Origin of the sequence: Microbispora hainanensis, assembly GCF_036186745.1 — a bacterium.
Taxonomy (GTDB): Bacteria; Actinomycetota; Actinomycetes; order Streptosporangiales; family Streptosporangiaceae; genus Microbispora.
The window spans coordinates 1,664,414-1,689,028 of sequence record NZ_CP108086.1 but is presented as its reverse complement, the minus strand read 5'-3'; the positions used below and the strand labels follow the sequence as shown (position 1 = coordinate 1,689,028).

The 24,615-nt window shown below is 73.2% G+C and carries 26 protein-coding genes; 8 read left to right on the top strand and 18 right to left on the bottom strand.

The window, feature by feature from the left end; translation table 11 throughout:
• Positions 1–61: 61 nt before the first annotated feature.
• On the bottom strand, positions 62–823 hold the full coding sequence (locus OHB01_RS07685; RefSeq protein ID WP_142649387.1) for an IclR family transcriptional regulator: 762 nt from the start codon (positions 821–823) through the stop codon (positions 62–64).
• Positions 824–1,313: 490 nt separating this feature from the next.
• On the opposite strand from OHB01_RS07685, the gene selA reads away from it, so the two are divergent.
• Both selA and selB read left to right on the top strand, forming a co-directional pair.
• Positions 1,314–2,603 carry an L-seryl-tRNA(Sec) selenium transferase gene (selA, locus tag OHB01_RS07680; RefSeq protein WP_142649386.1) on the top strand — a complete coding sequence of 430 codons (1,290 nt, stop codon included), beginning with the start codon at positions 1,314–1,316 and terminating at the stop codon, positions 2,601–2,603.
• Positions 2,603–4,429 (top strand): selenocysteine-specific translation elongation factor, encoded by a 1,827-nt coding sequence (gene selB / locus OHB01_RS07675; protein ID WP_147943059.1) that lies wholly within the window; start codon positions 2,603–2,605, stop codon positions 4,427–4,429. Before selA ends, selB begins: the two co-directional genes overlap by 1 nt.
• Positions 4,430–4,646: 217 nt before the next feature.
• Here selB and OHB01_RS07670 read toward each other — a convergent pair whose 3' ends face one another.
• On the bottom strand, positions 4,647–5,054 hold the full coding sequence (locus tag OHB01_RS07670) for a PPOX class F420-dependent oxidoreductase (RefSeq protein ID WP_142649384.1): 408 nt from the start codon (positions 5,052–5,054) through the stop codon (positions 4,647–4,649).
• A 70-nt stretch (positions 5,055–5,124) separates the two neighbouring features.
• Here OHB01_RS07670 and OHB01_RS07665 point away from each other — a divergent pair, with 70 nt between their 5' ends.
• Positions 5,125–5,742, top strand: a complete 618-nt coding sequence (locus OHB01_RS07665) for a TetR/AcrR family transcriptional regulator (protein WP_147943060.1) — start codon at positions 5,125–5,127, stop codon at positions 5,740–5,742.
• A gap of 114 nt (positions 5,743–5,856) precedes the next feature.
• Here OHB01_RS07665 and OHB01_RS07660 read toward each other — a convergent pair whose 3' ends face one another.
• Positions 5,857–7,191, bottom strand: a complete 1,335-nt coding sequence (locus tag OHB01_RS07660) for a deoxyribodipyrimidine photo-lyase (protein WP_328708974.1) — start codon at positions 7,189–7,191, stop codon at positions 5,857–5,859.
• Between the two features lie 679 nt (positions 7,192–7,870).
• Between OHB01_RS07660 and OHB01_RS07655 the strand changes: the two genes are divergently transcribed.
• From OHB01_RS07655 to OHB01_RS07645, 3 genes are read left to right on the top strand one after another with little or no spacing between them, the layout of a single operon-like run.
• A complete protein-coding gene (locus OHB01_RS07655; RefSeq protein ID WP_328855146.1) occupies positions 7,871–10,750 on the top strand; it encodes a hypothetical protein in 2,880 nt (959 codons plus the stop codon).
• Positions 10,751–10,791: 41 nt separating this feature from the next.
• Positions 10,792–11,772 carry a MinD/ParA family ATP-binding protein gene (locus tag OHB01_RS07650; protein ID WP_142649381.1) on the top strand — a complete coding sequence of 327 codons (981 nt, stop codon included), beginning with the start codon at positions 10,792–10,794 and terminating at the stop codon, positions 11,770–11,772.
• Positions 11,772–12,524 (top strand): hypothetical protein, encoded by a 753-nt coding sequence (locus OHB01_RS07645; protein ID WP_142649380.1) that lies wholly within the window; start codon positions 11,772–11,774, stop codon positions 12,522–12,524. The genes OHB01_RS07650 and OHB01_RS07645 overlap by 1 nt, the downstream gene beginning before the upstream one ends.
• 532 nt (positions 12,525–13,056) lie before the next feature.
• On the opposite strand, the gene OHB01_RS07640 is transcribed toward OHB01_RS07645, so the two are convergent.
• Positions 13,057–13,224 (bottom strand): hypothetical protein, encoded by a 168-nt coding sequence (locus OHB01_RS07640; RefSeq protein WP_168066184.1) that lies wholly within the window; start codon positions 13,222–13,224, stop codon positions 13,057–13,059.
• 555 nt (positions 13,225–13,779) lie between these two features.
• Positions 13,780–14,139 (bottom strand): hypothetical protein, encoded by a 360-nt coding sequence (locus OHB01_RS07635; RefSeq protein ID WP_328855145.1) that lies wholly within the window; start codon positions 14,137–14,139, stop codon positions 13,780–13,782.
• 118 nt (positions 14,140–14,257) lie between these two features.
• On the opposite strand from OHB01_RS07635, the gene OHB01_RS07630 reads away from it, so the two are divergent.
• Together OHB01_RS07630 and OHB01_RS07625 are read left to right on the top strand one after the other, a co-directional pair.
• Positions 14,258–14,827 carry a hypothetical protein gene (locus OHB01_RS07630; RefSeq protein ID WP_142649379.1) on the top strand — a complete coding sequence of 190 codons (570 nt, stop codon included), beginning with the start codon at positions 14,258–14,260 and terminating at the stop codon, positions 14,825–14,827.
• Between the two features lie 55 nt (positions 14,828–14,882).
• Positions 14,883–15,140, top strand: coding sequence for a CDGSH iron-sulfur domain-containing protein (locus OHB01_RS07625; RefSeq protein ID WP_328708978.1), 258 nt, complete (start codon positions 14,883–14,885; stop codon positions 15,138–15,140).
• Here OHB01_RS07625 and OHB01_RS07620 read toward each other — a convergent pair.
• The 13 genes from OHB01_RS07620 to OHB01_RS07560 all read right to left on the bottom strand — a co-directional run bounded on the left by OHB01_RS07620 (position 15,089) and on the right by OHB01_RS07560 (position 24,472).
• Positions 15,089–16,201 carry a glycosyltransferase family 2 protein gene (locus OHB01_RS07620; protein ID WP_328855144.1) on the bottom strand — a complete coding sequence of 371 codons (1,113 nt, stop codon included), beginning with the start codon at positions 16,199–16,201 and terminating at the stop codon, positions 15,089–15,091. The two genes, OHB01_RS07625 and OHB01_RS07620, sit on opposite strands and share 52 nt — an antisense overlap.
• A complete protein-coding gene (locus OHB01_RS07615) occupies positions 16,198–17,205 on the bottom strand; it encodes an iron-containing redox enzyme family protein (protein WP_147943067.1) in 1,008 nt (335 codons plus the stop codon). The genes OHB01_RS07620 and OHB01_RS07615 overlap by 4 nt, the downstream gene beginning before the upstream one ends.
• Positions 17,205–17,942: a class I SAM-dependent methyltransferase gene (locus OHB01_RS07610; RefSeq protein WP_328855143.1), complete on the bottom strand. Its 738-nt coding sequence runs from the start codon at positions 17,940–17,942 to the stop codon at positions 17,205–17,207. Before OHB01_RS07610 ends, OHB01_RS07615 begins: the two co-directional genes overlap by 1 nt.
• 150 nt (positions 17,943–18,092) lie before the next feature.
• Complete coding sequence (locus OHB01_RS07605; protein WP_240971701.1) at positions 18,093–18,602, bottom strand: gas vesicle protein K; 510 nt, start codon at positions 18,600–18,602, stop codon at positions 18,093–18,095.
• Entirely contained in the window at positions 18,589–18,909 is a 321-nt protein-coding gene (locus tag OHB01_RS07600) for a gas vesicle protein (RefSeq protein WP_142649375.1), read from the bottom strand. Before OHB01_RS07600 ends, OHB01_RS07605 begins: the two co-directional genes overlap by 14 nt.
• Positions 18,906–19,991 (bottom strand): GvpL/GvpF family gas vesicle protein, encoded by a 1,086-nt coding sequence (locus OHB01_RS07595; RefSeq protein ID WP_328855142.1) that lies wholly within the window; start codon positions 19,989–19,991, stop codon positions 18,906–18,908. Before OHB01_RS07595 ends, OHB01_RS07600 begins: the two co-directional genes overlap by 4 nt.
• Positions 19,984–20,484 (bottom strand): gas vesicle protein, encoded by a 501-nt coding sequence (locus tag OHB01_RS07590; RefSeq protein WP_142649374.1) that lies wholly within the window; start codon positions 20,482–20,484, stop codon positions 19,984–19,986. Before OHB01_RS07590 ends, OHB01_RS07595 begins: the two co-directional genes overlap by 8 nt.
• Entirely contained in the window at positions 20,481–20,921 is a 441-nt protein-coding gene (gvpO, locus tag OHB01_RS07585; protein WP_328855141.1) for a gas vesicle protein GvpO, read from the bottom strand. The genes OHB01_RS07590 and gvpO overlap by 4 nt, the downstream gene beginning before the upstream one ends.
• Positions 20,922–20,928: 7 nt before the next feature.
• On the bottom strand, positions 20,929–21,162 hold the full coding sequence (locus tag OHB01_RS07580; protein WP_142649372.1) for a gas vesicle protein GvpG: 234 nt from the start codon (positions 21,160–21,162) through the stop codon (positions 20,929–20,931).
• A 19-nt stretch (positions 21,163–21,181) separates the two neighbouring features.
• Positions 21,182–21,973, bottom strand: coding sequence for a GvpL/GvpF family gas vesicle protein (locus tag OHB01_RS07575; protein ID WP_142649371.1), 792 nt, complete (start codon positions 21,971–21,973; stop codon positions 21,182–21,184).
• Position 21,974: 1 nt separating this feature from the next.
• Positions 21,975–22,388: a gas vesicle protein GvpJ gene (gene gvpJ / locus OHB01_RS07570; protein ID WP_142649370.1), complete on the bottom strand. Its 414-nt coding sequence runs from the start codon at positions 22,386–22,388 to the stop codon at positions 21,975–21,977.
• Positions 22,389–22,472: 84 nt separating this feature from the next.
• A complete protein-coding gene (locus OHB01_RS07565) occupies positions 22,473–23,894 on the bottom strand; it encodes an SRPBCC family protein (protein WP_328855140.1) in 1,422 nt (473 codons plus the stop codon).
• Positions 23,895–23,899: 5 nt separating this feature from the next.
• Complete coding sequence (locus OHB01_RS07560) at positions 23,900–24,472, bottom strand: hypothetical protein (RefSeq protein WP_142649368.1); 573 nt, start codon at positions 24,470–24,472, stop codon at positions 23,900–23,902.
• Between the last annotated feature and the right edge of the window lie 143 nt (positions 24,473–24,615).

Below are 24,615 nucleotides of genomic sequence, written 5' to 3'. Positions count from 1 at the left end.
GCGCACGTACGGCCTCGATGTGGTGCCGGCGGGACGACCTGGGGCAGCGGGCCGTGGACCGTCAGGTGCGGCCGAGGTTGCGGGTGATCTCCCGCGACGCGCGCAGTACGAGTTCGGTGAGCCCGGCCGGCACCGCCGGTCGCACCGCCAGCGCGCTGATGGACGCGACGATCTCGCCTTCCGGGCGCCGGACCGGTGCGGCCACGCAGCAGACCCCGGGCATCACCTCATGGTGATCTACGGCGACCGAACCCGACCGGCGGAGGGCCGCCTGGGCCCGCCGCCATTCGGTGAGCGTGAACCCCGGCGGCGCGGCGTCGCCGTCCGGTCTCTGCGTCAGCAACACCCGGCCCGCGGCGGTCGCCTCGGCAAGCTCGGAGCCCGGCAGGATCGGCGGCACCTCCTTGATCTCTCCCCGCGCCACCGTGATCACCTTGACCCGGTCTCCTTCCAGCGCGGTGAGGAACACGACGGTCGTGGTCAGCGCCGACAGCAGGCGTACGGGTTCGCGGGCGGCGGCCCGCAGCCGCGGGTCGGGCTGCCAGGCGTCGCCCAGGAGGGCGAGCCGCCGCCCCACGAAGTAGCGCTGCCCGTGCTGGTGCACCGCGCCGAGGTCGGCGAGCTGCCGCAGCAGGCGATAGGTGGTCGCCTTCGGCATGCCGGCGTCGCGGGCGAGCTCGGACAGACCGGCTCCCTCCTCGGCCGCCGCCAGCACGTCGAGCAGGTGGAACGCCCCTTCGAGCACGCCGCGCCCGTTCGCCGTACCGGCTCGAATCGCCGGCTTCCGGTGCGGTCCGGCAGCGGCGTGGTCCCGCACGTCCATGGGGCTTCCCTCCCGAGGCGGTCACAAGGAACTCGCGGACGAGCACTCCGCCGTTACCGCCATGGCAGGGAGAAGGGTGTCACCTGCCCGAGGGACGGGGGAGCAGAGCAGGGCCGGAGCGCCAGTCGCCTAGGTAGCTCCCGAGGGTGCGCCCGGCGGCCTGTCGCGGTGTGAGTTCCGCCGGTTCTCGGGCACGGGCATCGCTGCGCCCGGGCTCAGCTCGCACCGCTCGAAGACGGCGGTCGCGCGGCCGAAGACGAGCGACGTCCCCCTCGATGTGGCACGCGCGGTAGTGCTGCCGGGCGAAGGTGTCGAGGCTGCGGGAGTCGGCATACAGCGTGTCCTGGTGGCCGAGGAGACGCTGATGAAGAACCGTCGTGCCCGGCCCGGCTTATGGGCTGTGCCTCGGCGGCGCCAAGCCGCTGGTGAAGAACCGGCGTGCCCGGCCTGGCTCATCGGGCGGCCGGGCACCGCCGCTGTAGTTTGAAGTGTGGATCCACGGAGGCGGGTGCCGCGCACCGACGCCGTGCTGGCCGATCCGCGGCTGGTCGCCGCCGTCGAGCGGCTCGGCCGTACGGCGGTCAAGGACGCGGTCGTGCACGCGCAGCAGCGGGTGCGGCAGGGCGAGATCGAACCGGAGGACGTCGCCGACGTCGCGCTGGCGGCGCTGCCGCGCCACGCCACGAGCCTGCGGCCCGTCGTCAACATGACCGGCGTGCTGCTCCACACGAACCTGGGCCGCGCGCCGCTGTCGCCGGCCGCCGTCGAGGCGGTGACGGTGGCGGCTGGGGCGACCGACGTGGAGTTCGACCTGGAGTCGGGAGCGCGTGCCCGCCGGGGACGCGGCGCGATCGAGGCGCTCGCCCGGGCCGTGCCCGACGCCGAGGGCGTCCACGTGGTCAACAACAACGCCGCCGCCCTCGTGCTGGCCGCCACCGCGCTCGCCGCCGGACGGGAGATCGTGATCAGCAGGGGCGAGCTGGTCGAGATCGGCGACGGATTCCGCATCCCCGACCTGCTCGTGTCCACCGGCGCGCGGCTACGCGAAGTGGGCACGACCAACCGCACCGCCCTGGCCGACTATCGGGACGCGATCGGGCCGCAGACGGGGTTCGTGCTCAAGGTCCACCCGTCGAACTTCCGGGTCGAGGGCTTCACCGGCTCGGTCGAGGTGGCCGAGCTGACCGGGCTGGGCGTGCCGGTGGTCGTCGACATCGGTTCGGGGCTGCTCGACCGTGATCCGCTCCTGCCGGAGGAGCCCGACGCCGCGAGCGTGCTGCGGGTCGGCGCCGACCTCGTCACCGCGAGCGGCGACAAGCTGCTCGGCGGTCCGCAGGCCGGTTTGCTGCTCGGCCGCAGCGACCTGGTCGAACGGCTCAGGCGGCACCCGCTCGCCCGTGCGCTGCGCGTGGACAAGCTGACGCTGGCCGCCCTGGAGGCGACGCTGCGGGGCCCGGAGCCGCCCGTACGGCAGGCTCTCCACGCCGATCCGATCATCCTCGGGGAGCGGGCCGAGGCGCTGGCCAAGGCGCTGTGCCAGGCGGGTGTGGACGCGGCGGCCGTGACCACGGAGGCGACCGTGGGCGGGGGCGGAGCCCCCGGAGTGCGCCTGCCGAGCACGGCGGTGAGCCTGCCGGAACGGCTGGCTGGACCGCTGCGGCGCGGCGAGCCGCCGGTCGTCGGCCGGGTCGAGGGGGGACGCCTGCTGCTCGACCTGCGCGCCGTGCCGCCGGACCTGGACGGCGAGGTCCTCGCGGCCGTCCTCAGGGCGGCCTCCTGATGGCCCCGGGAACGCATGTCGTGGCCACGGCCGGGCACGTCGACCACGGCAAGTCGACGCTGGTGCGGGCGCTGACCGGGATGGAGCCCGACCGGCTGGCGGAGGAGCGGCGCCGTGGGCTCACGATCGAGCTGGGCTACGCCTGGACGACGCTGCCCTCGGGGGAACGGGTGGCGTTCGTCGACGTCCCCGGGCACGAACGCTTCCTCGGCACGATGCTCGCCGGTGTCGGCCCGGTGCCCGCCGTGATGTTCGTCGTCGCCGCCGACGAGGGGTGGATGCCCCAGTCGCAGGAGCATCTGGTCGCGCTGCGCACCCTCGGCGTACGGCATGGCCTGCTCGCCGTCACCCGCGCGGACCTCGCCGACCCCGCGCCCGCCCTGGAGGACGCGCGCGCCCGGCTGGCGGAGGCCGGGCTGGGCGAGGTGGAGGCATTGGCGGTGAGCGGGCGCACCGGTGAGGGCCTCGACGGGCTGCGGGCGGCCCTCGACCGGCTGGTGGCGGCGCTGCCCGCGCCCGATCCGCAGGCCCCCGTACGGCTGTGGATCGACCGGGCGTTCAGCGTGCGCGGCAGCGGCACCGTCGTGACCGGCACGCTGCCCGCCGGCCGCGTCGCGACGGGCGACGAACTGGAGCTGGACGGCGAGCCGGTGCGGGTACGCGCCCTGGAGTCGCTCAAGGAGCACGTCGAGTCGGTCACCGGGGTCGCGCGGGTGGCGCTCAACCTGCGCGGGCGGATCGCGCCGCAACGCGGCCACGCCCTCGTCACGCCCGGCGCCTGGACGGCGACGAGCCTGGCCGACGTACGCGTGACGATGGCGGAAGGCGCACGCGGGCCGCTTCCCGCGCGGCTCACCGCCCACATCGGCTCGGCGGCGGTGCCGTGCGAGGTGCGCCCGCTCGGCGCGGAGGCCGAAAGTGCCGAAAGTGCCGAAAGTGTGGCGGCCCGGCTACGCCTGGCCCGGCCGCTTCCCCTGCACGTGGGCGACGCGCTGCTGCTGCGCGACCCGGGCCGGGGACAGGGCGAGCTGCGGGTGCTCGCGCGGGCGACCGTGCTCGACGTACGCCCTCCGGAGCTGCGCCGCCGGGGCGCGGCCAGGGAACGGGCGAAGGCGCTGGCGGACGCGTCGGCGGACGCCGCGTCGCTCCTGCGTACGCACCTGCTGCTGCGCGACGGCGAGCTGCTCGCGATGGGCTGCCCGCCCACGGGACGGCCGGTGGCCGCCGGCTGGCACGCCGACCCCGATCACTGGGCGGAGCTGTCGGCTCGTCTCCCCGAGGTCGTACGGCGGTACGCCGCCGATCATCCTCTGGAGCCGGGGATGCCGGTGGAGGCCGCCCGCCACGAGCTGGGCCTGCCCGACCGGCGGCTCGTGACGGCGCTCGTACGCCCGCCGCTGACGGTGGCCGACGGGCGGATCACCACGGCGGGCCGCGTCGTGACCGGGACGGCCGGGCTGCCCGCCCCCGTGGCCCGGGCGGTGCGGGCCCTGCTGGACGACCTGGCCACGGCTCCGTTCCAGGCGCCGGACGCCGGGCGGCTGGCGGAGCTGGGACTCGGACCACGCGAGCTCGCCGCCGCCGTACGCGCCGGGGCGCTGCTGCGCGTGGCCGAGGGCATCGTGCTCGCGCCGGGCGCGGACGCGGGCGCGGCGGCGCTGCTGGCCCGGCTGCCGCAGCCGTTCACGGTCAGCCAGGCCAGGAGCGTGCTCGGCACCAGCCGCAGGGTCGCGGTGCCGCTGCTGGAACACCTCGACCGCAAGGGCCTCACTGAACGGGTGGACGAGGTCCACCGCCGCTGCCGTGCCACCGGCCGATCCGAGTAAAAGGCCGCTCACGCCCCCGCGCCGCTCACGCCCCCGCGCCGCTCACGCCCCCGCGCCGCTCACGCCCCCGCGCCGCTCACGCCCCCGCGCCGCTCACGCCTAAGCGCCGTTCACCGCCTCCGCGCGGTTCAGGCATCAGCGTCGTTCACGCCTCCCCGGACCACTCACGGCCTCCGGGCCGTGCACGCCTCCCGGACGCGCACCGCCTGCGCGCCGTTCACGCTTCCGGGAAGTCGCGCTTGCCGGCGGCGGGGTTGCCGGGGTCGATGCCGAAGCTGATGATCCGCCGTGGACGGACGCGGATGATCGGGCCGGGCAGCGGGGCGTTCGAGTCGGCGGCCTCGGTGAGCGCCTCGCCGCGCCCGCGTATCTCCAGGCAGCGCACCTGCCAGGGATCGACGGACGGGATGTCGTCCACGACGAACGCCACCTTGCCGTTGGCCAGCACGTTGCGGAACTTGCGACTGGCCGCCATGTTGTGCCCGGCGATGTCGATCGTCTGGAGCTCGGGGTTGTAGCGGAATCCGACAGGGCTCACCTGGAGCGTCCCGTTCGGCTGGAGCGTGGCCAGGCGCCCGATCCGCTGACTGGAGAGGTATTCGATTTCGCGCTCTGTGAAGATCATGCGCCCCATCCTCTTCAAGTGATTGATTGATTTTTGTCACTCAACCACATGATTGGCTAGGGTGCGACGCATGGCTTCATCAGGGCGGCGCGCACCACAAGAGCGTGGGAAGGCGGCGGAACGGACCCGCGAGCGGATCCTGGCGGCGGCGGTCGAGGAGTTCGGTGCGAAGGGGTACGCCGGAGCCCGGACGGCCGCCATCGCGGCGCGAGCGGGCGTCAACCAGCAGCTCATCTCGTACTACTTCGGCGGAAAACAGGGGCTCGTCGAGGAACTGCGGCGCAGGTGGGCACGCTCGCAGGAGAACGTGACGCCGCCCGGCGCGACGTACGCCGAGAGCGTGGCGGCCCACCTCGACGCGACACTGGACAACCCGGACTGGTCCCGGCTGGTGATCTGGCAGGCGCTGGGCGACGGCTCGTCCCCCGAGAGCGACGACGAATGGGCGACGGCGCAGCGAGACCGGCTGCACCAGGCCGTGGAGCGGACCCGCCGCCGTCAGGAGGAGGGCGAGATCACCGGCGAGCTGGACGCCGAGTTCGTCCTGCTGGTCGCCTACGCGCTGGCCTTCGCGCCTATTGCGCTGCCCCGGATGGTCGAGGGGATCGTCGGCGCCGATCCGCTGTCGAAGGACTATCGCGAATGGGTCGTCGGCCAGCTCGACAGGATGACGAGGAGACAGCCATGACGTGCTCCGCCCATGGCCGTACGGAAGCGCCGGGGACGGGCATGATCATGGTCCGGGCGGGGTCGACTCCCGACGCCGAACTCTGACCGGACGGCGGGACGGGCTCGGCGGCCGTCACGCACTGAGCTCGCCGCCGAGAGGAGTGGAGGGGTAGCCCGGCACCCCGCCGCGCACCTTCCACGGCTCGTGCACCAGGTGGCCGGGCAGCGCGGCGAGTTCGGGGACGTAACGCCGCACGTACTCCCCGTCGGGGTCGAATCTCTTCGCCTGGCGCAGGGGGTTGAGCGTGCGGTAGGGCCGGGTGTCGTTGCCCGTGCCCGCGACCCACTGCCAGTTGCCGGAGTTGTTCGGCATGTCGCCGTCGAGCAGCCACTCGGCGAAGTGCTCCAGCCCGGCCCGCCAGTCGATCCCGAGCCGCTTGGTCAGGTAGGAGCCGGTGACGAGGCGCACCCGGTTGTGCATCCAGCCCTCGGCGCGTAGCTGGCGCATGCCCGCGTCCACGATCGGAACCCCGGTCGCGCCCTCTCGCCAGGCGGCCTCCGCCTCCTCGTCGCGCCGCCAGTCCACGTCCCTCGGCCGGTAGTCGCGCCGGCCCATGTCGGGGAACGCGTCGACGACCTGGTAGTGGAAGTCGCGCCAGCACAGTTGCCTGACGTACTCCTCGCTGCGGGGCCGTTCGCAGGCGCGGGCCACGACCTCGGACGGCGACAGGCAGCCGAAGTGAAGGTAGGCGCTCAGCATCGAGGTGCGCCCCGCCATCAGGTCGCGCGTCTCGGCGTAGGAGGCCAGGCCGTCGTTCACCCACCGTTCCAGCCGCCGCCGCGCCTCGTCCTCCCCGCCCCGCACGATCCCGTACGGCGTGGGGGACGCCCCGGGCAGGACGCCGGGATCGACACCACGTGGCAGGGACAGGCGGTGGGGCGCGCCGAGGACCGGCCGTCTCGCGGTGGCCGACCAGGCCCGCCAGTAGGGGGAGAAGACGCGGTAGTGGCTCCCGCCGCCGGGTCGCAGCGCGCCGGGGGGCACCACGGTCACGCCGGGGAAGAGACGGAACTCCAGCCGGTGGGCCTGGCACTCCTCCGCCAATCGCCGTTCGCGTCGCCGCGCTAGCGGGCTGACGTCCTCGCTCGCCCAGATCGCCGCCGCGCCCGTCTCCCCGGCGGTCCGTACGGCATGGGCGACCGGGTCGCCGTGCCGTACGACGAGGTCTCCGCCGAGCGCGCGCAGGGACGACCGCAGGTCGTGGAGGGACGCGAGGAGGAAGTCGCGGCGGTGCCGGGCCCCGATGGCGGGGTCGAAAACGAACAGCGGAACGACGTGCCGGGCCGCGGCGCACGCTTCGGACAGCGCCGGATGATCGTGAACTCGCAGGTCCCGGTTGAACAGGACGACGACGGCCTCCACGCACGTCTCTTCGTGGTCCCCGGCACCGGTGGTTGCGGGCGTCACGTCAACGAAGGCAGACGCCGCCTGAGTGTCAGTCCGATTCGACACGTGCCGGACGGCCTCCGGCGCGGGAAATCGCGGAGATCGCCGGAGAGTGTTGAAGATCGTGGAAGGTCGTCGAAGATCGTTGGAGATCACGTTTTCGCGACCTCGCGGCGGCCGTTCGAGGGTGATCCGAGGTGGGCGGAGGCTGCTTCACGCAGAGACCGCGCGTGCGCATGCTGTAATGCTGAAAAAGCATGGAACGCTGGTTATTCCCCAGAAATATGAAGGCTATTCATATCGGATGTGGCGATCGGATGACGGGTGAAAGGCCGGCACCGAAACCCGCCCGCCGCCGAATGTCGCTCGTGCCGGAAAGCGGAATGAAGGGGCAGGTCATCCGGGCTGTCGGGGTGGCGGAAGCAATCATGGTCCGCAAGTTCTCCAGACAAGTCGGGAGACGATACGGAGCCGCTACCAGATCCCTTTCGGATGACCATATCGGTGTTATTTGCGGCTTATCCTCAACTCAGGATTTCTCTGGTTCTTTTCCTTCCCAACACATCGCGGTCAGTCTAAGATCTCGTTCTATGTATCGGTATGCATCAAGATTTCCTGTTAGGCAAGTGCCATGCCTAAGTCGCAGGGATGCTCTGGCCGAACATGACGCCGTCGTCGTCCTCACCCCGATCCGGTGCGCATGAGCCCGCCAGTCGGGGATGTGACGCTCGACCCCGGCCAGGGGATGACGTGGGTGGACGAACACGGCGCCCACCTCGTCGACTATGCCTCCGGCCATCTCGCGTCCGGCCCCATGCTCGCGGCGGTGACCGCCGCTCTGGAGTCGTGCGCGGCCCGCGAACGGCCCGGGAACGTTTCAGACCGGGCCTGGCTGCTGTCCGCGCTGCGCCGTGAGGTCGCCACCGGCCCGGGGCGGGGATTCGTGCCCGGGCCCGGGTCCGGCGGACCCGACCACCTCGCGGTGCGGCGCGCGTGGCGCCTGGCCGACCCGCTGGGCGCGGAGACGCTGCTCCTCCTCTACCGTCACGAACTCCCGCTTCGGGATCTCGTGTACGTGCTCGCGCTGCCGCTGAAGGAGGCAGGCAGGCTGATCGCACGCACCCAGGACGTGGTGGAGATCCTCGTGAGCGGGCTGGACGGCCTCGCCCGGGGCCGTCCGATCTGCCCGGACCTCGCTCCGCTGGCCGCCGCCGTCTTCCCGGACGAGCACGGCGAGGCGGCCGACTTCGGCACCGCCCGTACGGCGCTGCTCCGGCACATCGTGACGTGCGTGGTGTGCAAACGGCCCATCAACATCCGATACACCGTTCCGCAGATCCTGTCCCGCCCTCCGGTCGCCGACCTCACGCCCGAGACCAGGCAGCGACTTCTGGACGCCCTGAGCAGGGCCAGCCACAGAGCCAGGCCCGCCCCGCCGCCCGTCCCGGCGCCCCCTTCGGCGTCCGCTCTGCCGACCGCGCCGGTGTTCACTCCGCCGTCCCTTCCGCCGTTCCCGCCACCATCGGCCCCGGCGTCTCCTCCGCCGTCCCATCCGGCGGGCCCTTCGGTGTCCCATCCAGCGTTCGCGCCGCAGTCCTCTTCGCCGTCCGTTCCGGCGTCCGCCCGGGCGTCTTCGTCGCCATCCGTTTCGGAGCGTCCTTCGGCGTCCCATCCGGCGTTCGCACCGCAATCCTCGGCACCGCCGTCCTCTGCGCCGTCTGCTCCAGCGTCCCCTCCGCCTTCTGCTCCGGCGGAGCGGACGGGGCAGCGGCCCCCATCGTCGTTCGGCATGCCGCTGTCCGCTCCCGTGGGCACCGCGCCCGCGCCCGCGCCTGCGCCTGCGGCGGCGTCCACACCCGCTCCCGCCGCGCCTGCGTCGGCATCCCCCATATCGCCGCCGCCCGCGTCGGCGGTCTCCGCGTCGCCGCCAGGCACGCCGGCGGCTCCTGCGGTCCCAGGGGCGACGCCGCCGGGCCCGCCGTCGGTGCCGCCCGGCTCCGGTCTGTCGCCGGTGGGGTCCCGGGAAGAGTCCCGCCCCCCGTCCCGGAAGGACGGGGAGGACCGGGACGACACGAGGCCCGGCCTCCTGCCCTCGCTGCCGGAAGCGCCGCGTCCTGCCGACACTGCCGCGACCGCCGGGGTCGAACTGCCGACCACGCTGGCTCCCGGGGCCATGCCGCAGGCTGCGGCGACTGCCGGGGCCGCGCTGCCGCTCACGCCGGCTCCTGGGGGCGTACTGCCGACTGCGGGGGCTACCAAGGCGGAACCGTCGGCCGCGGGGACTCCAGGGGCCGAGCGGCCGGAGCGCCCGGTGCGGCCCATCTCCCAGGAGGACACCCAGCCGAGCCTGCCGTGGCCGTCAGGAACGTTGAGGTCACGCGCCACGCAACGGCCCAACCCGTTCCCCGGGGTGGCGAGCAGGGCGCACCCGGCCTCCGGAGAGAGCGCCGCGCTGCAGCCGGGGCAGGACACGCCTCTCTACAACGCCCTGCTCTCGCAGATCAGGGCCAGGGAGGCGCTGGCGCATGCCGCCGAGGTGGTCCCTGCCCCCGCTGCCGGCACCGTCCCTGCAATGGCCTCTGTCCACGACACCACCGGTACGGCCGGGGAGGCAGGCTCCGCCCACAGGCCGCCCGCCGGTGCGCAGATCAGGATCGTCGCGGTCCTGGCCCGGGTCGGCTCACTGCTTCGGGCGACCGCCTTACGCATCGTCATCGTCGTCGTCGCGGGGGCGGCGGGGACCGTGACGGGGATCAACCTCTTCGCTCCCGCTCCCCAGTCCCATAAGGGGGCGCTGGAGGCGAACGTCGCGCAGACGTCCGCCGATCCGGCGGGAACGGGGGCGGGCAACCCCGCGGCGAACCCCGCAGCGGACGGCACGGCGAACGGCGCGGCTAACGGCGCGGCTAACGGCGCGGCGGGTGGTACGGCGGACGGTGCGGCGGGTGCCGAGGGCACCACCAGCATGGGCGCGCCCCGGGTCACGGTGACCGCGACGGCCGCGGGGGACACCACGGCCGGGGGCGCCGCGCAGCCCGGCGGACAGGACACGACGGACGGGGACGCCGCACAGAGCGGGGATCAGAGCGACGGAAAGAGCGGGGAAAAGAGTACGGCGAACGGGGGTGCCACAGGCGGGGGCACAGCACAGAGCGGGGGACAAAGCGGGGGACAGAGCGGCGAACAGAGCACGGCGGCAGGGGGCGCCACAGGCGGGGGCGCCGCGCAACCCGGCGGACAGGGCGCCGCTCCGGACACTCCCACACGTCCGGGCGTCTTCCTGATGGGCGCCTGGGGTGTGCAGGCGCCGTCCGTCGTCGCACTCGACGCGTTCGGGAGAGGAACCCTCACTCTCTCGACGACCTCCGGAAAACCCGTGAAATGGCGGATAACGGCTCCTGGCCTGGTGGTCGAGCCGTCCAGTGGAACGCTCAAGCCCGGGCACACCGACGTGCTCACCGTGCGCGCGTTGCGCGTCCGCTACTGGTGCGGGGTCCCCTCGCCCGTGACGGCGCCGCTCGAACTGCACGGCCCGAAGGGCAAGAAAGGCACCGCCACCGTGCGATGGAGCACCTGCTGACCGCCTCTGTTTCCTCCCGTCCTCGGTGAAAGGACCCGCCCATGACCGAGATCCACACTTCGGTGCCCACTCCTGCCGAGCAGTTCCCGGAGAGCGTGCCTCTCACGGCCGAACATCTGCTGACCAACCGCCGCATCGAGCCCACCAGCGGATGGCGGCGGCTCGTCTACCAGCTCTCCGGCGGCCGGATCATCCCCTCGGAGTCGGCGGCGGAGCTGGAACGGCGCACGCTGATCGCCCAGGCCCAGACGCCCGTCGCCAGCGGTCACCACAGGATCGCGGTCATGAGCCTCAAGGGCGGGGTGGGGAAGACCACGACGACGGCGGCGCTGGGCAACACGCTGGCCTCGTTGCGCGGCGACCGGGTGATCGCCATCGACGCCAACCCCGACAGGGGGACGCTCGGCATCAAGGTCAAGTCGGAGACCGCGGCCACGATAAGGACCCTGCTGGCCGAGGCGCCGCACATCGTGCGGTACGCCGACGCCCGCGCGTTCACGTCGCAGTCGTCCGCCCGGCTGGAGGTGCTCGCCTCCGACACCGACCCGGCCGTCAGCGAGGCGTTCAACGCCGAGGACTACCGTACGGTCGCCAACCTGATCGAGCGCTACTACTCGATCTGCATCACCGACTGCGGCACCGGGCTCCTGCACGGCGCCATGGGCGCCACGCTGGAGCTCGCCGACCAGATCGTGCTGGTCACCATGGTCGCGGTGGACGGCGCGAGCTCGGCCGCCGCCACCCTCGACTGGCTCACCGCCCACGGCCACGGCCACCTCGTGAGGAACGCCATCGTCGTGCTGAACGCGGTCGAGCCGAAGTCGCACGTTGACGTCGACCTGCTCGAACGCCACTTCGCCGGACGCTGCCGCACGGTGGTGCGGGTGCCGTTCGACCCGCACCTCAAGGAGGGCGCGGAGGTCGATCTGGCCCGGCTGCGGCCCACCACTCGCGGCGCGTACCTGCGCCTCGCCGCCGCCGCCGGGCAGGCGTTCTCGCAGCGGACGGACCGGAGCAAGTAGTGGGACCGGTCATTCCCGATCCGGCGCTCGACTGGGACCTGGGACCGCCGCGACGGTGGGATCCCCGGCACCTGGTCGTCGCCATCGCGGGTGTCGTCACCGTCATCGCCGTCGCGGTGATCGTCCTGCAGACCCGGCACGCCGACGCGCCGCCCAAGCCCGCGCACGTCGTCGCGCCGACCGTCGCGCTGGCGGTGCCCACCGGTCACGAGGGCGACGGGGGCTATCCCGTCGGCTTCCCGCACACCGAGATCGGGGCGGCGTCCGCTGCGGCCGCCGCCCTGGAGGCCGCCTGGACGCTCGACCTCGGCCAGGCGGAACAGGCGGCCGCGCTGTACGCCCCGCCGGACCAGCGTGAGGCGGCACGCGAGGGTGCTCGCGACGCCGTACGCGGCTGGCGGGAGACCCTCGGCCTTCCCCCCGAAGGCGAACTGCCCGCCGGGGCGGCCCTGCGGACGCAGACGATCGGCGTCCAGTGGAAGGTCCGCTCCGAGGACCAGGTGCAGGTCTCCGTCCTGGTGCAGGTGACGGCGACCACGGGCGCCGGTGCCACCGGCCCCGTCTACTCCAGCCCCTACGCCATGAGCCTGCTGATGGCGTGGAAACCCGATATGCGCGGTGCCGACAAGGGCGACTGGGTGAACATCCCCGACCCGACGCCTCCGTCCGTGCCCGCAGCCGCTCTCCCAGGGACACCCGAGTTCGCCGCGGCGGGCTGGAAGTCCCTCATCGGTCCCCGGCCCACTCCCTAGATCGAGGAAGAGCCTCAATGACCCCCCGAATGTCCTCCCGGCGCGCCACCCTGGTCTCCGGCCTGCTCCTCGCAGCGGTGTCCGCGACCGGTGGCGCCGTCGTCGCGCAGCCCTGGGCGGCCGTGGCCGACCCCGGCCGCGATGCCCCCCCGCCGATAGACGGTGCCGCCCCCCTGGCCGCGCCGACGTCCGACGAGCCCGGCCGCGCTTCGTCGTTCTCGTCGGATTCGTCCTCTTCGCTCGACTCGTCGTCATCGGATCCGGTGTCGGATTCGGCGCCCGGCTCCTCGTCGGGCGGCTCCGGTGGTGCGCGTGCCGGCGTGCATGACGACGTCGCGACCGCCTCGGACGACGCCTCGTCCGGCACACGTACGGAGGTCAGGGCCGGCCCCGGTTCCTCCGCAGGCACGTCCGGCGACTCGTCCGATGCGGCCCGCGGCTTCTCCGACGCCTCCCGCCGCTCCTCGGGCGGTTCCGATGACGTGCCGGGCGCGGAGCAGGACTCGTCCGGCGCGCGTGATTCGTTCAGCGGTCAGGGTGGTTCGTCCCGCGCTCCGGGTGGTTCGTCCGGCCGTTCGAGTGATGCGTCCGGCTCTGCCCGCGACGACTCCGCCCGGACCACCGCGAAGGCACCCGGCCACACCGCGAACGCACCCGACAGCACCACGATCGCGCCGCGCCGCACCGGCGACGAGCCCACCGGCACCTCCACCCGCGACCGGACGGCCCACCAATCGCGTGATCAGGACCGCCGAGTCCCGAGCCGTGCCTCCGGTGACCGTACGGCTCGCGACACCCGTGCCGACAACCGGCAGGGCTCCGGCCGGACCAGCACCGACTGGCCTTCCGGGACCTCACGGCAGGCCGGCACCGACCGTCCTTCCGGCACCTCACGGAACATCGGTGGCAGCCACGCCGGGAACTCCGCCCCGCGGCCTCCGGCCACTCCGTCGCCGTACAGGCCGGGTGGCGCGGCTCCGACGGCGAGTGGCGGTGCCACCGCGGCTCCGGGACAGCCCGGACAGACGGGCCAGCCGGGCCAGCCGGGCCAGAACGGCCAGAGCGGCCAGCCGGGCCAGAACGGCCAGGGAGCGCCTGCACCGACCGCGAGCGGCGGCCCCACCGCGTCGGCGGCGCAGGGTGCCGCGGGGCCGGGTGCTGTGGGGCAGGGTGCTGTGGGGCCGGGTGCTGTGGGGCAGGGTGCTGCGGCGAAGAGCGCGGGTGCGCAGGGTGCTGCGGGGCAGGGTGCCGCGGCTCAGGGCGCCGGTCCCGCCACGCCCGCACCTGCCACGCCCGCACCCGCCGCGAGCGGTGCGAACGCGCCCAAGGCGGGCGACGAGCACGCCGCGCCCACGACCCCGCCCACGACCCCGCCCACGACCCCGCCCACGGCCCCGCCTACGACCCCGCCTACGACCCCGCCCGCGACGCCGCAGGCCAGCCCGCAGGCGCCCGTCCAGGTGAGCGTCTCGCCCAACCCGGGCACGACGGCGAGCACGCAACCGGGCACGCAACCGAGCGCCTCGCCCACAGGCGAACCGACTGCGAAGCCCACGAGCACGCCCACGAACGAACCGACCAGCAAACCGTCCGAGAAGCCGACGGGCAACGCCACATCCAGTCCAAAACCCACGGACACGCAGGCACCGGGCGGCACATCGACGGCCAAGCCGACCCAGCAGCCCCCGACCCAGCAACCTCCGACCCAGCAGCCCCCGGCACCCAGGCCGAGCGTGACCGTCACCTCTACCGGGCTTCCCGCCGCCTCGCCACCCGCCGTCCCACAGGCGGGCGGTGCGGCGACGCCGACGGGGGCGGCCCTTCCGGCCGTGACGCCCACGTCCGCTCCCACGGCCGTGCCGACGTCGCCGGGCAGCCCGGTGTGGGAGATCCCCGCGCCGCTCACCGGCCGGTCGTCGGTGGTGCCCCCAGCCGGTGGACAGCCGCCGACCGCACCGATCGCGATCCCGGGATATCTGCCGCTGCCGCCGCTGGTCGCCCATACGCACGAGCGGTGCGGGGACGACGGCACGGCCGGCTGCTGGAGCCTGGCGCCCTGGCGGAGCCGTACGTCCGGCCACTCCGCGCCGCTCTCGGGTGGCGGGCAGGCGAGCGGCACGGCGACGCCGCGATGGGCCTTCGCCCCGCCGAGCGTGAAGCCGGGCGGGCCCAGCCCGTCGGGCGTCCCGGGCGCGTTCGGCGTGCAGTACGCCGGGTTCGCGCTCGCGGCGGACGGAACGGACGTGGGCCGGGCCGGATGCTGGGCCTTCAGCCCCTCCGCCCACTGCGCGAGATGGGACTGACCATGCGCCGCTGACCAGGTGTTATGCCGTCACCGTTCCGGGCAGGTTGCTCCGCATGGAGCACATGGCGGAGGACCCGGACACGGTGATGGCGGTCCCGGTGACGGCGGTTACGGTGACACCGTGCGAGGACGGCCCGCTGCTGGTGCGCGGGCCGTTCACGTTGATGACACAGGACGGACGGCGTATCGATCCGGGCAGGGCCACGGTGGCGCTGTGCCGCTGCGGCCGGTCCGCGACCAAGCCGTTCTGCGACGGCTCTCACAAGGCGGCCGGGTTCCGCGCGACGAGCGAGCCCGACCCGCCCGCCTGACGACGCACCGGCCGCCGGCCGGCAAGACCCCATCCGGAGGGCGCGGGCTCCTGGAGCGCCCGGCGGCGGAGCCGGCGCGTCGAGTGCGCGGCGACCCGCAGCCGCCGCCCCGCGTATGGCACGCCACCGAGCGCGAACCTCGCGGCGAGGGCCGCCCAGCTGCAGACGGCGCGTTCGAGCACCCAGACCGGCGCGAACAGGCTCGCCGTGGCGGGGAAGACCCGGCGGCCTCCGGCGCGGCGGCGTCCGATCTCCGCCAGGCCGGCCGCCGCGACCGTTCCCGCCGCGACCGTTCCCGCCGCGACCGGCACCATCCGACACCGCCACAGAGCCGCGCCCAGGCAGGGGAGGACGGCGAGGAAGACCGCCATCCGCGCGGGCTGCGCCAGGTCGTCGTACGCCTGCCGGATCCGCTGTGACCAGAACCTGCGGGCGTCGGGCGGCAGGCGCCGCACGTAGAGGTCGAGCGGCCGGGCCTCCCGGCCGCCGTGGGCCCGGACCGTACGGATGAGCTCCAGGTTCTCGAACAGCACGTCGCCGTCGTAGCCGCCCATCTTCTCGAACGTCGAACGGCGTACGCCGAAGGTGCCCGGATAGTCCGCCCCGAGGGCGCGGTTGAGCAGGGTGCGGGCGGTGTCCCAGCGGGCGTGCCAGGGGAGCGGGTGGAAATGGTTCTGCGGACGGACGAGGTCGGCGTCGTCGAGCAGGGCGTCCACCCGGGCGAGCGCGTCCACGTCGTAGCGCACGTCGTCGTCGGCGATGACGACGTGCTCGGCGCGGGCGCGGCGCATGCCGGTGAGGACGCCCGCGACCTTGCCGTTCGCGATCGTCAGGTCATCGTCGGGCCGCACATGCTCGGCGAGGCCGCGCCACAGGTGCGCGTGCCGTTCGAACAGCGGCGACGGTGAACCGTCGATCACTACGATCCGGGCATATCTGGACAGGAAACGCAGGTAACCGGTCAGCTCCGCCAGCCCGGCGTCGTCCTGCCAGCGCAGCGGCAGCACGTAGTCGATCTCGGCGCGGCCTGGTCGACGGGGGCGGCGGCCGGGCGTGGTCATCGCACCGCCGCCTCGGCGTCCGCCTCCCGCAGGGAGGTGCGTCCCTCGTGCCAGCGGTCCAGCAGGTGCTCCGCGAAGAGCCGGTCGAGAGCCAGCGCGCAGGCGGCGCCGTACATGATGTCGCCGGTCAGGCCGGGGTGTTCCGCCGCGAACGCGCCGCACAGGTCGTGCGCGGCGATCTGCTCGTGTACGGCGTCGGCCTGCACGTGCTCGTCGTAGTAGCGGCGCGCGCCGGCGTCGCCGCCCAGCCGCCGCAGGCCCTGGCTGTAGCGGCGGTTGGGAAGCGACGAGGTCATCTCGAACGCCGCGAGATGCCCGAGGAGCGCGCCCCGAGAGTGGCGGTGCAGCCCGAACAGCGACATGACGTTGCTGATCGCGAGCGTCACCCCGGGGACGTGGTCCAGATAGGCGCCATAGGAGTCGTCGAGGCCCAGCCCGCGCATGGTCGCGCGGAACAGCTCGGCGTGCATGCGCTCCGGCCTGCCCCCGCCGTACTCGTCGGACTGGATCTCCACCAGCGCGGCCTTCGGCCGTCCGAGCAGGCGCGGAATGCCCCACGTGTGGGGATCGGCCTCCTTGAGCTGGTAGATCGACCGGTGGACCACGAACTCGCGGAACTGCGCGGTGTCGCCTCTCGTGCGCAGGTACGCCGACAGGGACGGGCCGTTGTCGGCCGCCACCAGCGCGGCCAGTGCTCGGGGCACCTGCCGGGGCGGCGGAGCGGGCGGGCGGGGCACGCGCCGGGCCAGCCACCCCTCGAACCATGCCTCCAGGCGCTCCCGCAGGGCGAGCACCGACGGGTTCCACTCCCAGCGGTCGTCCACGCCGTCGAAGCCCTGGTAGTGCAGCTCGTAACAGACGAACAGCGCGAGATGGGCGTCCTCCTCGCCGAAGCACCGGTCGTCGTACGGGCCGGTGGGCGGCGTTCGGAAGACGTGTGGCGGGCGGGCCAGCTCCGCGAAGAGCCGGTCGGTGAGCGGCCCTCTGGGCACGGGTAACTGCATCAGCTCTCCAGTAGACGGTAGACGGACACGTGGGCACGGCTGTCGTCGGTGAACGGAGCGCCGGACCAGTCGGCCCAGCGGTGCTCCCGCCGCATCCCGGCGAGCCGGGCCATGAGGTCCAGCTCGCACGGCCAGGCATAGCGGTGGTTGGCCGGCAGCAACCGCAGGCCGTCCGGGGTCATCCGCAGTCTCGTGGTGTGCATGAACTGCTCGGCCGGGCTCAGCCGGGCGGCCTCCACGACGACCTCGTCATCGCTGAGTGACAGCAGCCGCAGCGACGTCCGGTCATGGAAGGCCGTGGGGTCCGGCACCCACGCCTCGATCACGAAGCGCCCGCCGGGCCGCAGATGGGCCGCCGCGTTGTGGAAGCACCGCACCTGGGCGTCCTGGGAGGGCAGCGCGAAGACGGTGTTGAAGGCCAGCAGCACGAGCGCGAACCGCCCCTCGGCCCGCACCTCCGAGAAGTCGCCGATGGTCACAGGGATGCGGTCGCCGCCGGGCTTGCCGCGGAGGACCGCCACCATGTCGGGCGACGCGTCGATGCCCGACACGGCCAGGCCGCGGGCGGCGAGGGGAAGCGCCAGCCTGCCGGTGCCGATCCCGAACTCCAGGACGGGCCCTCCCTCGGCCAGCCGGACGACGCGCTCGACCGCCGGACCCGTGGGCAGGTGCTTCACCATCTCGTCGTAGACGTCGGCGATCGCCCGCCCGTACGCGGACGCGTCGAATCCCCCCATACGTTCCCCCAATGCCCCAGTACCGAATGCCCCGGTACCGCGGGGTCTGCGACCGGTTTGTCACGCCCCCCAGTCGCGGGCGGCCATGACATCTCCCCCCCGGCCGGTCTGCTCCGACTACCCCCGTCACCTGGTCGTACACACCCGGGTTCACGGCGAGTCGGTGGGCAGCAGCGTGCCGAGGGGGCCCAGGTCGAGGTTGAGGTCGGACGGCGAGATGTCGAACCGCTCGCACAGCTCGTTCATGGCCTCCTCCAGGCGCATGAGCGTCAGGCCGAGCGTCTCGACCTGCTCGTCGGACAGGTCACCCTGGTCCATCCGCCGGATGGCCTGCCGCTCCACGAGCTGGCGTACGAGCTCGACCAGCGTGAGCACGAGACGGCTCAGGTCGCGCCGCACCGCGTCCGGGTCGGTGTTCAGCCGCCACGGGCCGCCCCGCCCAGGCTCCGCGCCCCGCTCCCAGTGGCCCGGTTCCCGTTGATCCGGCTTGTCGGGCTCGGACTTGTCGGGCTCGGACTTGTCGGGCTCAGGCTGATCCCGCTCCCACCGGGCCGGCTCCCACTGGTCCGCACCGCCGGTATTGGTCTCGGTCTCGACGCCCAGCCGCCACGGCCCCGCCGCCGTGTTCCACGGGGAGCCCCTGGCCTCACCACCGGTCATCCTCACTCACCTCTCTGCCGCCGCGATCGCCCGTCGCCCGCCCGCCCCTCGCGCCGTACGGCTCACCGAGCGGGTCGAACGGCTCGCTGCCGCGTACGGAGCCGAGCAACGCCCGCAGGGAGATGCGGACGAGGTCGATGTCGGCGATCGACAGCACGATGTCGCCGGCGATCACCACGCCGCCGGCGAGCAGCCGGTCGAGCAGATCGACCAGCGCCACGCGCTCGGGCGGCAGGCGGCCCTCGGCCGCGAGGGCGGTGCCCCGCGACCGTTCCGGCAGGTACGACGGGGTCCCTTCGGGCGTCATCGCACGCCTCCGGCCCGGCCGGCCCCGAGGTCGATCGAGGTGAAGGAATAGGGCGCCCACGGGCCGGTCAGCTCGATATCGAGGACCCGGTCGCGATAGCTGTCGAGCACCGCGGCGAACTCCTCCTCGCGGGCCGGATCCACCAGGTAGGCGCCGTTGAGCACCATCGACTCGCTCCGCCCGGACAACTGGGGGTCCTGCGGGCGGTGGCGGCGGCTCGCCACGGCGATCCGTCCCAGCTCGGCGTGCAGGAGCTCCGCTCGCTCGGCCGCCGCGCGCCACAGGTCCTCCCTGCCGCGCAGGCTCTCCTTCTTCCGGCGCAGATAGGCCATGCCGGGGCTGTCGCCACCGGGCGCGGCGGCGGTCGCGGGCGCCGGGGAACGGGGCACCGGGGAAGGGGGCGGCGCGTCCCGGCGCAGGTAGGCCTTGACGCCCCACTCCCGCCGTCCCGCGACATGCGACAGGATCTCCATGAAGTCGTCGTGCCGCAGGTCGAGAAGGTCGCGGACCTGATCTTCGCCGGTGTAGACGGTCACGAGGCGCACCGGGGCGGTCGGCCCGGCCGCAGCCAGGGCCTCGACGACCCGGTGGTGGGCCCGGGCGACTCCCTCCACCCAGTCGAGGTCCTCCAGCGAGCGGCGCAGCGGTTCCTCGCCGAACCGGTCGAGAGGCACATCGCTGACGTGGGCCACGAGCCCGCCGCGAGGCACGGGCCGCACCACGCCCCCCATGACCCCGCGCAGGCCGGCCGGGCGCTCGCGGCTTTCCGCGTGCGCCTCACCGCCCGCGCCGCCCGTGTGCGCCGCGCTGTCCGCGCGCTCTGCGCTCTCCCCACCGCCCGCGCTGCCCGCGTGCGCCGCGCCGCCCGCCCTGTCCACGCCCTCTGCGCGCTCCGCGCTTTCGGTGTGCATCCCGTTTTCCGCGCGCCCGCCGTTCTCCGCGCTGTGCCAGGGCATCCCGCTGTCCCCGGGCGTCCCGATCTCCCCGGGCTTCCCGGCGAGCGTCACCGCGTACAGGTAGACCCCCTGCCCGGGCCCGCCGGGAGGGGCGTGCTCGCTCGTGGCGGGGTGGCCGTCACGCATCGCCGGGCTCCGTTCCGCGGGGGCGGCCGAACCGCCGGTCGCGGGCCTCGGCCTGGCGCTCGCGCGCTTCGGGCCGGCGGTCGCCCCGCCGCTCAGCAGTGCGATCTCCCGTTCGCTCCTGCGCGGGCTCGCCCGGTTCGAGTTCCGTACGCTCCTCCCAGGCGAGCAGGCGCTCCTCGACCGCGCTCAGGCGCTCGCGCAGCCGGCGGTTCTCATCGACCAGCTCCTGGTCCCTGCCGCTGAGCCACGGGTCGCGCTCCCACCAGTCGATGCCGATCTCCCGCGCGGTGTCGACCGAGGCGATGACGAGCCGCAGCTTGATGGTCAGCAGCTCGATCTCCAGCAGGTTCACCTTGATGTCGCCGGCGATCACGATGCCGCGGTCGAGCACGCGTTCCAGGATGTCGCCGAGGTTGGTCGACTCCCGCCCCATGACGGGCGGCGGCCCGTACGACGACTCGCGCAGGACGGGACGCGAGCGGGGATCGGTCATGGCCCACCCCCATAGGCGCCCGTGCCGCGCCGATAGGTCCGGGTGCGCCGGTAGGACATCAGGTCGCCCTCGTCGTCCAGCCGGCACTCGTAGAGCGACAGCATGTCGCCGGTCGACGGGATCCTGCGGTCTTCGACGACCTCGACGTCCACCAGCCAGCCGTCCTCGACGGGTTCGACCGACGTGACCCCCTCGGTCTCCTTGGACGTCAGATCCGCGATGTAGCGCTGGCCGAGCCGTCCGGCGGACACCGCGTTCAGCGTGGCCCGGCGCCGGCGCGGCTCGTCCCTGTCATCGTCCCTGTCATCGAACTCGTCCTCGTTGTCGTCCTCGACCTCGTCGTACGGCCCGTCCTCCTCGACGGGCACGCCGGACGAGGCCCGCCGCCGAAAGGAGGCGGGATCCTCGTCATAACGGGCTCTTCGCCGGGGAGGCATCAGGCGGTCACCTCCTTGGCGGGCCGCTCATGAGCTTGAGGATCTCCTCCACGGCCTGGGCCTCCTCCTCTTCGGAGATCTGACCCGAGCGTCTGGCCTCCTCGATGGCCTCCAGCCGCCGCCGGACCGCGGCCGGATCCCGCAGCTCGTGCTCGACCTGCTGCTGGATCAGCTCGCCCAGCTTGATGACGCCGTGGACCGGGGCGAGCGGCCAGGTGAACAGCAAACCGATCAGTCCCACGGCGGCCTCCTCTCGTGAGTCAGGTGGTGACGAAGTCGTACGGCGCCATCGGCCCGAGCACCCGGACCTCGACCCGGTCGCCCCACTCGGAGCGCAGCTCTCCGACGACGCGTTCGAAGTCGGCCTGGCGGTCGTTCTCCACGAGGAACGCGACGTGCGCGGCGTCCCGTTCGTGGCTGGGGTCGCGGACCACCGCGCCTGCGGTGAAGGGCTCGAAGCGGTCGACGACCGCCTGGGTGTCGGCCTCGCGCTTCGCGGCGATGAGCTGGGTGATCAGCTCGCCGAGCCGGATCCGTTCGTTGCGCGTCACCTCTTCGGGCAACTGCCTGATCCGTTCGCGTAGCTGCCTGGCCTCGGCGTTCTCCGTCAGCACCTCGACCAGCACCGGCTGCTCGGCGTACCTCGCCTTGAGGACGAACTGGGCCCGGCCCTCGATCTGCTTCAGGGCGGCCGCGAACGAGTCGTGATGTGGGGCCAGCAGCTCCTCCACGACCGCTTCCGGCGTGGTCATCACGGCGCCGAACCGCAGGGGGAGCACGGGGACCTCCGCCGCGGCCTCGTCGAGCAGCTGCTCGTGGGCCACCAGGTCCTGGGCGCGGCCGAGGGGACGGTCTACATCGACGTCGCTGACCAGAGCGGCGATCTCACCATGCCTGACGATCGTGACCGGGCGGGGAGGATCACCCACCCCGACGGCGTCCTCGCTGATCTCGACGTCCTCGGGGAGGATGCCGTAGACGTAGCACGCGGTGTTGCGCGGGGGAGCCTCGGCCTGGTCGCCCGCCCCGGACTGCCTGGTGGAGCCCGTCATCTCAGTCCTCCTCCCGTCGGCGCCGGCGGGCACGCGGCGCGGGTTCGTCCACGTAGCTCTCCCTCATGTCCTGCAGCTTCTCTCCGGCCGCCTCCAGCACGCCCTGGACCATGCCCTTGGTCTTGCCGCGGGCGACGCTCTGCGGCGCGCTCGACAGGAGGTCGGGCAGCCCTTGCTTCTGGGACGCCAGGTCGAGGCGGTTCACCGCCTCGGCGAAGCGGAGATAGGTGTCGACGCTCGCGACGACGACGCGTACGTCGATGGTCAGGATCTCGATGCCGACCAGTGAGACCCGCACGTAGGCGTCGATCACGAGGCCCTTGTCCAGGATCGTGTCGATGACGTCCGCCAGGCCCGATCCCGATGATCGGCCCGGCAATCCGCCGCCACCAGCCGGTGGAACGGCTACCGTCATGCGCTTCCCCTCCTCGGTTCTCTGTCGTGTTTCCGATCACTCGCTCCGCCCGGCGTACGAGCGGCCGTCAGGCGTGGTCGCCTCCTATTCCGGGGAACGGCGGCGCCGGATCAGGGGACGGCGGCGCGCCGGCTGCTCCTCGGCCTCGCCCGTCTCTTCGGTCTCGTCCGCGCGGGCCTGCTCGCCCCCGCGGGCCTGCTCGCGCCTCGGGGGCCGTTCGGCGGCACCTCGCTCGGCCTCCGGCCCGCGCCGCCTGGCCGATGGCCTCGCGCCGGGCTCCTCGGGCCCGTCCGCGGGCCCACGGGTGGGTCCTTCGCGTCCGCCCGCCCGGGCGCCCGCGTACGCCGGCCTGCGCGCCCGCTCCGGCTCCTCCTCTTCCTCCTCCTCGTACGGCTCCTCTTCGAACTCTTCGGACTCCTCGGCCTCCTCGCCTTCACCGGCTTCCTCGGGCTGCTCGGCCTCGGGCTCCTCGCCTTCCCTGCCTTCCTCGCGTTCGCGCTCCTCGCGCAGCGCCGTCTCGTGGTCCTTGACGACCTGACTGTCGCGGATCTCGCCCCGCCAGCCCTCGATCTCGTCGGGACGCAGCAGGGCGTTGGTCATGACGTGCCGTCTGAAGTGCTTGAACTCGAGCCGGACGCGGCGGCCCTGGGCCCGCCACAGGTTGCCCACGTGCTCGAAGAAACCCTGCGGGTGATATTCGATGACGAGCAGCACCCGGGTCAGCTCGGGAGCGATCTCGTGGAAGGTCACCGAGCCGTCCGGGAAGCCCTTCGGGCCCTGCGACCGCCAGATGATCCTGCTGTCGGGGACCTGCTCGACGATGGTCGACTCCCACGTGCGGTGGGACCAGAAGACCTGCGCCTTCCACCCGAGCTTCTCCTCGGACTTCTGCTCGACGGTCTCGACCTTCTTCATGAAGCTCGGGAACTCCTCGAACTGCGTCCACTGGTTGTAGACCAGGCGGAGCGGCGCGCCGATGTCGAGCGCCTCGACGATGTTGGTGACCTTGAGCTTCTTGCCCTTGCGGCCCTTGCCTCCGCCGCCCCCGCCGAACAGCCCCTTGATCTTCTCCTTGCCGTACGCCATGAGGGCCGCGCGCACGGGGTGGCCGCCTCCGCCGTCTTCGGTGAGAGCGCTGGCGACGGTGCCGAGCAGGCCGCCTCCGCCCGTCGCGCCGAGCCGGTCGGCCGCCGTTTTGAGCAGGCCCCGGGCGCCTTGTCCGTGGGTGAGGCCGCCGAGCAGCCCGCCGAGCGCCTGCCGCCCGCCGCTCTCCTTGCCGGTGAGCGCGCTGAACAGCCCGGAGCCGCCGTGCTCCACATAGTCGGTGAGACGGCCGGCCAGACCATCGATCTTCTCGGCGACCCGCGACAACGCGCGCTCGGCCACTGCGGTGGCGAGGTTCTGGAACTCCTCGCCGAGCCGTTGCGTGGGCAGCGCTCCCGTGTCCGGCGCATGTGGGGCTCGCGATCGTTGCGTCTGGCTGCGTTCTCGGGTCTGTCCGGCCATCGGTCTCACCTCCTCCGCACCACGGGACGGGTGGGACGGACCCGGGGCCGGCGCCGCTCCTCGGGTTCGGGCTCCGCTGCCTCCTCCTCGTACGGCTCCTCGTCGTACTCCTCTTCCTCCTCATAGGCCTCTTCGGGCTCGGGCTCGGGCTTGCGCTGGGGCGGGCGGCGGCGGGGCGCCCGGCGGCGGGCCTCCTCCGGACGCTCCCTCTCCTCTTCTTCTTCCTCTTCCTCCAGCACCGCGGCCCGGCCCCGGCCCTTGGGCTGCCGGAGGGCCTCGGCGCGTTCGTGCAGCCTGTCGCTCAGGTTGTCGATCTGGCGGCTGGTGGCGCGCATGGCCGCCGCCTTGCCGATGTCCAGCAGGTCGCCGCGTACGCGCTCGGTGATCTTGCCGAGGTCGGGGGCGGCGCCGCCGAGGATCTTGGGGACCTGTTCGAGGAGGGCTCCCGCGGCCCCCTCTCCCTTGAGACGGGCGGCGAGGATGGCCAGCGCGAGCACCATCGCCAGGCGCAGCTTGTGGTGCCGGCCGAGGTAGTAGCCCGCGATCACAGCCAGGGCCACCTTCAGTCCGTCTTTCATGATCGCGCCTCCTACTGGCCGCCCGATGCGCCGTTCCGGCCGTCCGCCCGTCACGCCGTACGGCGCTGCGATCCGACTGAACGGTATGAATGCCCTAGACAGGCACACAAAAACTCGATCCGGTACATACCGGGCAGTTTTCG

Coding starts and splice junctions, on each gene's coding strand:
- OHB01_RS07610 (WP_328855143.1), bottom strand. CDS start 17,942: ATGGGGGGATTCGACGCGTCCGCGTACGGGCGGGCGATCGCCGACGTC.
- OHB01_RS07650 (WP_142649381.1), top strand. CDS start 10,792: ATGACCGAGATCCACACTTCGGTGCCCACTCCTGCCGAGCAGTTCCCG.
- OHB01_RS07625 (WP_328708978.1), top strand. CDS start 14,883: ATGGAGCACATGGCGGAGGACCCGGACACGGTGATGGCGGTCCCGGTG.
- OHB01_RS07590 (WP_142649374.1), bottom strand. CDS start 20,484: ATGACCGATCCCCGCTCGCGTCCCGTCCTGCGCGAGTCGTCGTACGGG.
- gvpO (WP_328855141.1), bottom strand. CDS start 20,921: ATGCCTCCCCGGCGAAGAGCCCGTTATGACGAGGATCCCGCCTCCTTT.
- gvpJ (WP_142649370.1), bottom strand. CDS start 22,388: ATGACGGTAGCCGTTCCACCGGCTGGTGGCGGCGGATTGCCGGGCCGA.
- OHB01_RS07615 (WP_147943067.1), bottom strand. CDS start 17,205: ATGCAGTTACCCGTGCCCAGAGGGCCGCTCACCGACCGGCTCTTCGCG.
- OHB01_RS07595 (WP_328855142.1), bottom strand. CDS start 19,991: ATGCGTGACGGCCACCCCGCCACGAGCGAGCACGCCCCTCCCGGCGGG.
- selB (WP_147943059.1), top strand. CDS start 2,603: ATGGCCCCGGGAACGCATGTCGTGGCCACGGCCGGGCACGTCGACCAC.
- OHB01_RS07655 (WP_328855146.1), top strand. CDS start 7,871: ATGAGCCCGCCAGTCGGGGATGTGACGCTCGACCCCGGCCAGGGGATG.
- OHB01_RS07670 (WP_142649384.1), bottom strand. CDS start 5,054: ATGATCTTCACAGAGCGCGAAATCGAATACCTCTCCAGTCAGCGGATC.
- OHB01_RS07560 (WP_142649368.1), bottom strand. CDS start 24,472: ATGAAAGACGGACTGAAGGTGGCCCTGGCTGTGATCGCGGGCTACTAC.
- OHB01_RS07685 (WP_142649387.1), bottom strand. CDS start 823: ATGGACGTGCGGGACCACGCCGCTGCCGGACCGCACCGGAAGCCGGCG.
- OHB01_RS07600 (WP_142649375.1), bottom strand. CDS start 18,909: ATGACGCCCGAAGGGACCCCGTCGTACCTGCCGGAACGGTCGCGGGGC.
- OHB01_RS07605 (WP_240971701.1), bottom strand. CDS start 18,602: ATGACCGGTGGTGAGGCCAGGGGCTCCCCGTGGAACACGGCGGCGGGG.
- OHB01_RS07665 (WP_147943060.1), top strand. CDS start 5,125: ATGGCTTCATCAGGGCGGCGCGCACCACAAGAGCGTGGGAAGGCGGCG.
- OHB01_RS07620 (WP_328855144.1), bottom strand. CDS start 16,201: ATGACCACGCCCGGCCGCCGCCCCCGTCGACCAGGCCGCGCCGAGATC.
- OHB01_RS07565 (WP_328855140.1), bottom strand. CDS start 23,894: ATGGCCGGACAGACCCGAGAACGCAGCCAGACGCAACGATCGCGAGCC.
- OHB01_RS07575 (WP_142649371.1), bottom strand. CDS start 21,973: ATGACGGGCTCCACCAGGCAGTCCGGGGCGGGCGACCAGGCCGAGGCT.